Below are 9,900 nucleotides of genomic sequence, written 5' to 3' on the forward strand. Positions count from 1 at the left end.
CAACCCGGAGTTCACCGAGATGTCTTGCTGCATTTCTTCTTTCATTGTTTATCTGAGCAACTAGACCTTATGCCTTTGGGATGCCTCGGCCAGAACCGGCGCATCCCAAATTGTATTTCACCCCCTCCCCTCCTACCCACCGGCATCCGGGTCATCGTTAAGGTCCACCCATGAATCTGTCACGTTATCTGAAGATCTACCCCTCGCAGGACAAGCCTGGTTATTTCCTTCTCTATTCCACCCTGCGCTCCTCTACTGCTTTTGTTTCCGGCACCACTCTGAGCGCCGTGCTCAGCGGCTCCAAGTTGGGCCCCGAAGCGGAAACCCTTCAGCAACTCGGCATGCTGGTTGACCACCCCAGCGTGGAGCGGGAGCAGATGCGCACCCTTTTGGATCGGGTGAATGCGAGGAAATCGAAGTTCCGGGCCGTGGCCGTCTTGAACCTGGATTGCAACCTCGCCTGCGAATACTGCTATGAGGGGGAGTTCCGGGGAAGCCAGTACATGAGTGAAGCCACGGCTTCCCTGCTGGTCGATCGCATGATGAGGGACCACATCTCGGCCGGGGTCGACGTCAACCTCACCTTCTACGGTGGAGAGCCTCTGCTGGCGGAGGACCTGATCCGGTTCATCTCCCTGCCGCTTTTGGAGGGAGCCGAAGCCAACGGGGTGAACTACAGCTTCGACCTGATCACCAACGGCACCCTCCTGAACCGGGAGATGGCCCTGCGTCTTATCCCGCTCGGCCTGAAGGGGGCGAAATTCACCCTGGACGGCCCACGCGAGATACACGACCGGCAGCGCCCTTTCACCTCGGGGGCGGGAAGCTTCGACAGCATCATCGACAACGTGGTCGCCATTCAGGACATCGTCCCCATCCTGCTGGGGGGCAACTGCCGCCAGGAAAACTACCGTGAGTTCCCCCGGTTGCTGGACCACCTGCTGGAGGCCGGCGTCGACCCGCAGAAACTGGCCGGCGTGATCTTCACCCCGGTCACCCCCAAAGCCGGCTGCGCGGAACACGGCTCCGACTGCGCCTCGTCCAGCGAACCGTGGCTCATGGAAGCGATCCCTTACCTGCGGCAGGAGATAAAGGCGCGCGGGTTTCGCCCCCAGAAGTTGAAGGCCTCGGCGTGCATCGTGGAACTCGAAGACAACGTGGTGGTCAACTACGACGGCACCCTCTACAAATGTCCGGCGTTCATGGCATATCCCGGCATGAGCATAGGCACCCTGTCAGAGGGCATGGCCGACTACCGGCAGTCCCACGCCATCGGCAACTGGAAGGCCGAGGAATGCCTGGACTGCCCCTACCTTCCCATCTGCTTTGGCGGTTGCCGTTTCCTGAACCTGTTGAACGACCGGCCGATCGGTACCCTCGATTGCCGACGCGAGTTTTATGACGCAGCTCTGGAAAGGATGGTGCTGGAAAACATCCCTCGCCCCGTCTGCAAGGAAACTCCCCCACCCCAGCCGGTCGCCTGCGACTACTCCATCTAGCTTCCCATCTCCCTCACTGCCGGTCCTGCCTCAACCGCTTGTTCAGGGTGGGGCGGGCCAGACCGAGCATCTCGGCGGCCGCCGTCTGGTTGCCGTTGGTAAGCTTCATCGCCTCCGCGATCAGGTACTCCTCGGCCTGCAGGACGGTGGGAAACTTTCCGAACACCGCCAGGAAGGGGTTATCGGCGTCCAGTGCCGGCTGTGCAGCGGGGCTCTTGGGAATAGAGGCCTTCAGCCCGAAGTCGGCGTTGGTCAGGATACCGGTCTCGTTGCAGGTAACCGCGTGGTGCACCATATTGTAGAGTTCGCGAACGTTACCCGGGAAGGGGCACTGCTGGAGGGAGGCGATCAGCCCCGGCCCCACCGCCGGGACCGATTTGCCCAGCTCTTCGGCGGCCAGTTGGGAAAAGTGAGCCACCAGCGGACCGATGTCCTCGACCCTCTCCCTTAAGGGCGGGATGTGGAACTCGTGGGCGCAGAGCCGGAAGTACAGATCGTGGCGGAACTTCCCCTCCGCCCTCAGGGCGGCGAAGTCCACGTTGGAAGCGGCGATGATGCGGGCGTCGCTTTTAAGGAGCAGGTCAGAGCCGATCCGGTAGTACTCCTTCTCCTGCAAAAGGCGCAGTAGCTTGACCTGGGAGGCCATGCTGAGGTCCCCGATCTCGTCCAGGAAGAGGGTCCCCCCCGCTGCGGTCGCGATCATGCCGTCGCGGGCGGTGTCCGCCCCGGTGAAGGCACCCTTTTTGTGCCCGAAGAGGGTATCGGAGAACATCATGTCGTCCAGGCCGGCGGCGTTGAGGCAGACAAAGGGCCCTTTGACTCGCGAGACGGTGTGCACCGCGCGCGCCAGCAGTTCCTTCCCCGCCCCGGTCTCTCCCGTGATCAACACCGGCAGCCTGGAGGAGGCAATCGCCTCTATGTACTGGAAGATGCCGCGCATCTTCTTCGAGTTGGTCACGATCCCTTCGAAGGCCTCCGGATTGCGCAGCTTGTCCGCCAGCAGGTAGTCCTTGAGGATCTTGTTCTGATTCCCCAGATCGCTCACCTGCAGCGCCTTCTTCACGCTGGCAACCAGCCGGTTGGGGTCCACCGGCTTGGCGAGAAAATCGAAGGCCCCCTGCTTCATGGCCGCCACGGCGGTCTCCACGTCCCCCATGGCGGTCATCACGATGACCGGAATCTCGGGATAGTCGGCGGCTATCGACTGCAGCACCTCGGAGCCGCTCATCTTGGGCATCATCCAGTCCAGCATCACCGCGCTGACCTGGTGCGTCCGGATGAAGTCCATCACCATGGTGCTGTCTGAGATGGTGGTGACGTTCTGGATGTCGCTGGAGGCGAGCAGCAGGGAAACCTCGGTGAGGATCCCCACTTCATCATCCACCACGAGCATGTGTTTTTCGTTGACCGATTGGACTAGCATCTGCGCCACCCCGGAAAGGACGTTAAAGAAATTCCAACAATATATACGAGCAGGGGATATATTCAACCCTTTTTAACGGGGCGAGACTTTTTTCCCGGAGACGAAGCACGGCGCGTTGGTGCCCCCTGCCGACGCCAACCGGGAAAACGCGTTAGATATTGCAACAATCGTCGAATAAGCTTATTCTTTTCGAAGCGCCCAGTGAACAGGAGACAGATTTGACCGCACGAGCCCTTCTCGAGAAGTACTTCGCAGGAAACAAAGAAGCCCTGGCAATCGTGTACCAGCACAGTCGCAAGGTCGCCGACAAGGCCCTGGCAATCGCCCGCACAGCCAGCCTGGATGCCGACCTCCCCTTCATCGAGGAGGCCGCCCTGCTGCATGACATCGGGGTCAGCCGCGTGCACGCGCCGAAACTCCACTGTTTCGGCTCCTCCCCCTACATCTGTCACGGCATCATCGGCCGCGACATCCTCCAGGCCGAAGGGCTCCCCCGGCATGCCCTGGTATGCGAAAGACACATCGGTGTCGGACTGACGGCAGCCGACGTCACCGGCCAAAAGCTCCCCCTGCCGGCCAGGGACATGTCTCCCGCCACCGTCAACGAGCGGATCATCGCGCTGGCAGACCTTTTCTTCTCGAAAAAGCTCGGAGAACTTGAGCAGGAGAAGAGCATCGACCAAGTCAGAGGCGAGCTTCTGAAGTTCGGCCCCGAGAAGGTCGCCATCTTCGACGGCTGGTTAAGCGACTTCCCCTTTTAAGCCCACCTCACCTCCCCTTCCCTCAGCAGGTTTGCGCGCAAAAGTGTGCTATACTAGCACCGTTTTTGCCTGACCGCATCCAGCCCGCACCTACCAGGGCTGCCAGCCCCCCTTTCCAAACAGATGGTGTCGCCGATGGGAAAACCGCTTCGCGTACTGATCGTGGAAGACTCGGAGGACGACGCGCTGCTGCTGGTTTTCGAGCTGCGCAACGCCAACTACTCACCAATCTTCAAGCGGGTCGAATCCTTTGACGGCATGAAGATTGCCCTGGAGGGCGAGCGCTGGGACCTGGTGATCTCCGATTACGTTGTGCCGGGTTTCGGCGGGCTGGAGGCGTTGAAACTGGTAAGACAGTGCGGACTCGACCTTCCCTTCATCATCGTCTCGGGCAAGATCGGCGAAGGGACCGCGATCAGCGCCATGAAAGAGGGGGCCAACGATTACCTCATCAAGGGGTACTTCTCCCGGCTGGTCCCCGCCATCGAACGTGAAATACAGGAGGCTGAGGTCAGGCGCCGACGCCGGGAGGCGGAAGCCGCCCTGGCCCGTAGCGAGCGGCGATACAAGAGACTGGTCTCCGCCGTCACCGATTACATCTACACCGTCACCATCAAGGACGGCACCGTCCTCAAGACCTCGCACGGCCCCGGCTGCCTGCCGGTGACCGGCTACCGCTCCGAGGATTACCAGAAAAACCCTCTCCTTTGGTACCAGATGATCTACGAGGAGGACCGTGCGGCGGTCACCAGCCTCACCGACCAGATCTGCAGCGGCAAGGACATCCCCTCGCTCGAACACAGGATCCGCCATCAGGACGGGTCGATCCGCTGGGTCATCAACACCATCGTCCCCCGCTACAACGACCAGGGCAAACTCACCGCCTATGACGGCCTCATCTCCGATATAACCGAGCGGAAAAGGGCAGAGGAGTCGCTCAGGCTGCAGAGCGCGGCGCTGCAGGCCGCGGCCAACGCTATCGTGATCACCGACCGGCATGGGGTGATCATCTGGGTTAACCAGGCTTTCACCAGGATGACCGGGTACCAGGAGGAGGAAGCGCAGGGGCGAGACCTCGATTTCCTGAACTCAGCGGTCCTCGCGCCGGAGTGCTATCCTGAACACAGGGCCGCCATGGAAGCCGGCAAGGTCTGGCAGGGGGAGCACTTCAACCGCCGTAAGGATGGCACCCTCTACCCGGTTGAACAGACCATCACCCCTGTGGCCGATGACGGTGGCGTTATCCGGCACTTCATCTGCATCAACCAGGAGATTAGCGAGCGGAAGCTGGCGGAGCGGGCCATGATGGAAAACACCCGCATCCTGAAGGAGATGGAGATCGCCAAGCAGATCCAGATGTCCCTGCTCCCCCCCTCCCCGCCCCGGATCCCCGGCATCGACTGCGCCGGGCGCTGCCTCCCCGCCACCCATCTGGGAGGAGATTACTACGACTTCTTCCCGCACGGTGACCGGCTGGACCTGGTGATCGCCGATGTTTCCGGCCATAGCGTCGGTGCAGCCCTCATCATGGTTGAGACGCGCAGCGTGCTGCGGGCCAAGCTCCACTCGCTGCACACCCCCGGCCAGGTCGTGTCGGCACTCAACGACCTTCTGTACGACGACCTGACCCGGGCGGAGTTGCTGATCACCATGACCTACCTGAGCCTGGACAGGAAGGGGGGAAGGCTTCGCTACGTGAACGCCGGGCATCCACCCTCCTTGCTGTACCGCCCGGCGACCTCGTCCTTCGAGGAACTCGATGCCGAGGGACTCATCCTTGGCGTGCGGAAGGGTATCCCCTTCGACGAGTCGACCGTCCAGACCAAGCGAGGTGACCTCCTCCTCCTTTACACGGACGGACTGGTGGAGGCCGAGGGGAAAGGGGGCGAGCTGTTCGGGACCGAACGATTGCGCGATCTCCTCGCCGCCCACCATAACCGCTCCGCCGCCGAAATCCTTACCGCTGTGGTGGATGAAGTCCACCGCTTCAGCGGGACCACCTCCTTGCAGGATGACACGTCGCTCTTTCTCATCAAATTCTTGTGACTTTACTTGACCAAACCCGCTGCAATGTGTAAACATTACGCCATTCCAGCGAGGTGAATCAGCAATGGCGAAGAAAATCTTTGTGGCGGCGACCGGGCAAAACTGCGGCAAGACAACCATCAGCATCTCGTTGATGCACCAGGCAAGGAAGAAGTACAAAAGAGTCGGCTTCGTCAAACCCTTTGGCCCGAAGGTGCTTCTCTACGATGACCTGATGGTGGACATGGACGCCCTGCTGATGGCGCGGGCCTTCGGGCTGGAAAAGGACATCGCCCTGATGTCTCCCGTCGCGCTGCACAAAGATTTCACCAAGGACTACCTGGCGGGAAAATTGGATGACCTCTCCTTGTCGGACTGCATCGTCGAGGCGGTACGGGAACTGGAGGAGAAATACGACTTCCTGATCATCGAGGGGGCGGGCCACGGCGGCGTGGGCGCAGTGGTTGGGCTGAACAATGCGAAGGTGGCCAAGCTAATCGAGGCACCGGTGGTGATCGTCACCGAAAGCGGCATCGGGAAGGTGATCGACGCGGTCCATCTGAACCTGGCGCTTTACCAGCGCGAAGGAGCCGACGTGAGAGGGATCATCGTCAACAAGCTGATCCCCAGCAAAAAGGAGCTGACCCGCAAGTATCTGAAGCAGGCCTTCCAGTCTTCCAATATCGAGGTGATAGAGGGGTTCAACTACTCCCCTATTCTCGCCAACCCCACCCTCGGTCACATTTCCAAGCTGTTCGACCTGCCACTACAGGGCGATCTCAACGAAAAGAGCCGCATCATCCACAACATCCAGCTGGGGGCCGCCTCCTCGCAGCGGGTTATCGACGGCCTGGAAGATTCCACCTTGATGATAGTGACCAGTTCCCGGGACGAGTTGATCGTCACCCTCTCTTCGCTGTACCACATCCCGGCGTACAAGGAGAAGATCGCCGGCCTGGTGATAGCGGGGCACGGTCCGGTCTCTGAAATCAGCCAGCAGATCGTCCACGACAGCAATATTCCCTACATCCGGGTTGAAGAGACCACCGCCGACGTTTTCACTGCGCTCTCCGATGACGTGGCCAAGATCACCTTTGAGGACCAGGAGAAGCTTGACTGGATCATGGCCAACGCGGAGCAGCATTTCGACTTCCAGGCGGTCGACGCCCTGCTGTAAGCAGGCGCCGCTCCTGGCCCACAGGGCCCACAGCTGGCCAACCGCTACAAGGTGGTACCGGGCCCTTTCGCCGGTCCTTCCTGCTGCCTCTGGCACTCCACACAGTACGCCGTGAAGGGGACCAGCCGCAACCGCTCGTAACCGATCGGCTCACCACACGACTCACACCTGCCATAAGTCCCCATTTCCAGACGCCTCTCCGCCTCCTCCAACTGAGTGAGTTGGCTGCGGCGGATATCGGCCACCGCCAGACCGGCGTCGGAGAGAAGGTCCAGAATGCTCTGCTCACCGACGTCCTGGGGGATGTCGTACTGGCTGTGGATCTCTTCGCCGGCCCGGTCGAAGATTTCCTGTCTCAAATCCGCCCACAGCTTCCGCTTGTGCTCTACCAGCAGGTCCCTCAACTCGAGCTCGTCCCCAGCCAATCTAGCTGCCATGCCGCACCTCCTTCCACCCCGCACGAGATTCCCATCGTCTGGTCACGCTGACAGCCGATGGTGAAGCGGTTACAGCCTTCGTTGTATCACTCACCGAGCATCGTCGGCGTCACAGGTCGGACACAGGTACTGCCCGCTCTCTTTATCCAACTCCAGGTCGGACCCGCACACGGCACAAGCCGGAGGTTGCACGGTGTTGATAACCGGCCGATCTTTCCGAATTTGCTCTTCGATGGAAAGCCTTCTCATATTGCCTCCTTCACTGTCGGCAGTCTGGACAGCCACTAGTATATCGTATTTTTGCTGACGGTATGGCTGATAGGAAACGGCCTGTTGCCGTCCCCATCCGCTCCAACTCCATTTTAGCACCGATGGACCTCGTGCAGTCCAAGGAGAGTGCGGGGAGGTCGACAAGAACTGCCGAGCTGGTGGATCTAAGAGCGGAAGCGGCGAATTAAGCGATGGTAGGTGTGGAACCGGAGGGGAGCTGCAGAGGGGGACAAATCAGGGAATGTCCTGATAACAGATGGTCTCGCCAAGGTAATTCTGGACCAGCAACTGAGAGCCGTTGCGGATAACGCGGCCGGAAGGGACTTCGACCTTTCCTTTGCCGCCGGGGAGGTCGATGACGTAGTGCGGAACGGACAAGCCAGAGGTGTGACCGCGCAGCGCCTCGAGGATGGCGACCCCTTTGGCGACGGGAGTCCTGAAGTGGGCGGTGCCTTTCACCAGGTCCATCTGGTGCAGGTAATAAGGGCGCACCCGAATGGCCAGCAGCTTGCGCATCAGGTCCCGCATCACGCCCGGGTCGTCGTTGACCCCTTTAAGCAGCACGGTCTGGTTGCCCAGTTGGATCCCGGCATCAGCCAGCATGCCGCAGGCCTTGGCGGCTTCGGGAGTTATCTCCCTGGGATGGTTGAAGTGGGTATTTAGGTAGAGGGGATGGTAGCGCTTAAGCATCCGCACCAGTTTCGGTGTGATGCGCTCGGGAAGGGTGGCGGGGGTGCGGGTCCCTATCCTGATGATCTCCAGGTGCGGGATCCGGTGCAGTTTGGCCAGGATCCCTTCGATCTGCTCGTCGGCGAGGAGCAAAGGGTCGCCGCCGGAAAGGATCACGTCCCTGATCTCGGGATGGCTGGCGATGTAGGCGATGGCGTCGTCCTGGTTGGCGGGTGCCATGCCGGCACAGCCGACCCCCCGCTTGCGCATGCAGAAACGGCAGTACACGGCGCAGGCCGAGGAGGCGATCCAGACCACACGGTCGGGATAGCGGTGGATCAGTCCGGGCACCGGAGAGAGTCGCTCCTCGTCGAGCGGGTCCGGCGACTGGCAATGATCGGCGAGTTCAGCGGGATCCGGCACGCACTGACGCCAGATGGCGTCACCCGCCTCAGCAATCAGCCCGAGGTAATAGGGGGTGATCCGCATGGGATAGCGCCGCACCACCTCTGAGAGTGGTGCGCCGTCGAGACGAAAAAGCCCGGAAAGCTCCTCCGGGCTGGTTATGCATCTCGCGAGATTTCTCTCCCACTTTTCCATCAGGCCTCGAGCGCCCCGATCATGGAGGCGATTGACGGGATTCCCTTCTCGGTCAGGTAGGCTTCCATCTCTTCAGCGATCCGCTGGGCCGCAGAAGGATCGAGGAAGCTTGCCGTGCCGACCTGGATGGCGGTAGCGCCGGCCAGGATGAACTCTAGGGCGTCACGACCGTTCATGATACCGCCGATCCCGATGATCGGCAACTTCACGTTCTTGGCGACCTGCCAGACCATGCGAAGGGCAACCGGCTTGATTGCGGGGCCAGAAAGGCCACCGGTGACGTTGGCGAGCACGGGACGGCGGCGGTCCAGGTCGATGGCAATCCCGGTCAGGGTGTTGATCAGGGACAGGGCGTCGGCGCCGGCATCGGCGCAGGCCTTGGCCATCAACACCACGTCGGTCACGTTGGGGGAGAGTTTGACGATAACCGGCTTGGTGGTGTTCTTCCTCACCAGCCGTACCACCTCCTGGGCGGCGTTCGGGTCAGTCCCGAACACGATCCCCCCCTGCTTGACGTTGGGGCAGGAGATGTTCACCTCGATACCGGCGACCCCATCCTGGCCATCCAGCCGGCTGGCCACCTCGCCGTACTCCTCCAGGGTGTTCCCGTACAGGTTCACGATGACCGGCGTCGCCACATCCTTCAGGTAGGGGAGCTTTTTGGAGATGAAGGCGTCGACCCCCACGTTCTGCAGGCCGATGGCGTTCAGCATCCCCCCCGGCGTTTCCACGATGCGTGGCGTCGGGTTACCGGCTTTGGGTTTGAGGGAAAGCCCCTTGGAGATCATGGCGCCGATGCTCTCGAGGTTCATGTAGTCGGCGAACTCCGAGCCGTAGCCGAAGGTACCGGAGGCGGTCATGACGGGGTTGCGCATCTTGATCCCGGCGATTTCCACGGACATGTCGGGTTTTTGCATCACTAACTCCATAGCAGTTCGAAGCTGTCGAAGACCGGGCCGTCTTTGCAGACACAGCGGTAATCGGGGTTCTCGTCGGTGTGGTTGGCCCCTTTCATGACGCAGCCCAGGCAGGCCCCCAC

Annotated in this window: 9 protein-coding genes; 4 read left to right on the forward strand and 5 right to left on the reverse strand. The window is 61.1% G+C overall.

Annotation, left to right across the window (positions count from 1 at the left end):
- The first annotated feature begins 170 nt into the window (after positions 1-170).
- On the forward strand, positions 171-1,499 hold the full coding sequence (gene gptM / locus VJ604_RS09570; protein ID WP_324081957.1) for a geopeptide radical SAM maturase: 1,329 nt from the start codon (positions 171-173) through the stop codon (positions 1,497-1,499).
- Positions 1,500-1,512: 13 nt separating this feature from the next.
- Here gptM and VJ604_RS09575 read toward each other — a convergent pair whose 3' ends face one another.
- The gene (locus VJ604_RS09575; protein WP_324081959.1) at positions 1,513-2,922 is read right to left on the reverse strand and encodes a sigma-54-dependent transcriptional regulator; all 1,410 of its coding nucleotides are present in this window, start codon (positions 2,920-2,922) and stop codon (positions 1,513-1,515) included.
- Between the two features lie 218 nt (positions 2,923-3,140).
- On the opposite strand from VJ604_RS09575, the gene VJ604_RS09580 reads away from it, so the two are divergent.
- The 3 genes from VJ604_RS09580 (at position 3,141) to VJ604_RS09590 (ending at position 6,885) form a co-directional block, all read left to right on the forward strand.
- Positions 3,141-3,683, forward strand: coding sequence for an HD domain-containing protein (locus VJ604_RS09580; RefSeq protein ID WP_324081961.1), 543 nt, complete (start codon positions 3,141-3,143; stop codon positions 3,681-3,683).
- 135 nt (positions 3,684-3,818) lie between these two features.
- Complete coding sequence (locus VJ604_RS09585) at positions 3,819-5,729, forward strand: SpoIIE family protein phosphatase (RefSeq protein WP_324081963.1); 1,911 nt, start codon at positions 3,819-3,821, stop codon at positions 5,727-5,729.
- 64 nt (positions 5,730-5,793) lie between these two features.
- Complete coding sequence (locus VJ604_RS09590) at positions 5,794-6,885, forward strand: AAA family ATPase (protein ID WP_324081965.1); 1,092 nt, start codon at positions 5,794-5,796, stop codon at positions 6,883-6,885.
- Positions 6,886-6,929: 44 nt separating this feature from the next.
- On the opposite strand, the gene VJ604_RS09595 is transcribed toward VJ604_RS09590, so the two are convergent.
- From VJ604_RS09595 to VJ604_RS09610, 4 genes are all read right to left on the reverse strand, one after another.
- Positions 6,930-7,322: a TraR/DksA family transcriptional regulator gene (locus tag VJ604_RS09595; RefSeq protein ID WP_324081968.1), complete on the reverse strand. Its 393-nt coding sequence runs from the start codon at positions 7,320-7,322 to the stop codon at positions 6,930-6,932.
- Positions 7,323-7,826: 504 nt separating this feature from the next.
- Positions 7,827-8,861, reverse strand: a complete 1,035-nt coding sequence (locus tag VJ604_RS09600; protein ID WP_324081970.1) for a KamA family radical SAM protein — start codon at positions 8,859-8,861, stop codon at positions 7,827-7,829.
- On the reverse strand, positions 8,861-9,778 hold the full coding sequence (locus tag VJ604_RS09605; RefSeq protein WP_324081972.1) for a dihydroorotate dehydrogenase: 918 nt from the start codon (positions 9,776-9,778) through the stop codon (positions 8,861-8,863). The genes VJ604_RS09600 and VJ604_RS09605 overlap by 1 nt, the downstream gene beginning before the upstream one ends.
- A 2-nt stretch (positions 9,779-9,780) precedes the next feature.
- On the reverse strand, positions 9,781-9,900 hold a 120-nt coding region (locus VJ604_RS09610), incomplete at its 5' end, for an iron-sulfur cluster-binding protein (protein WP_518517909.1).

The sequence above is a fragment of the Geomonas sp. genome, assembly GCF_035254065.1.
Classification (GTDB): domain Bacteria; phylum Desulfobacterota; class Desulfuromonadia; order Geobacterales; family Geobacteraceae; genus Geomonas.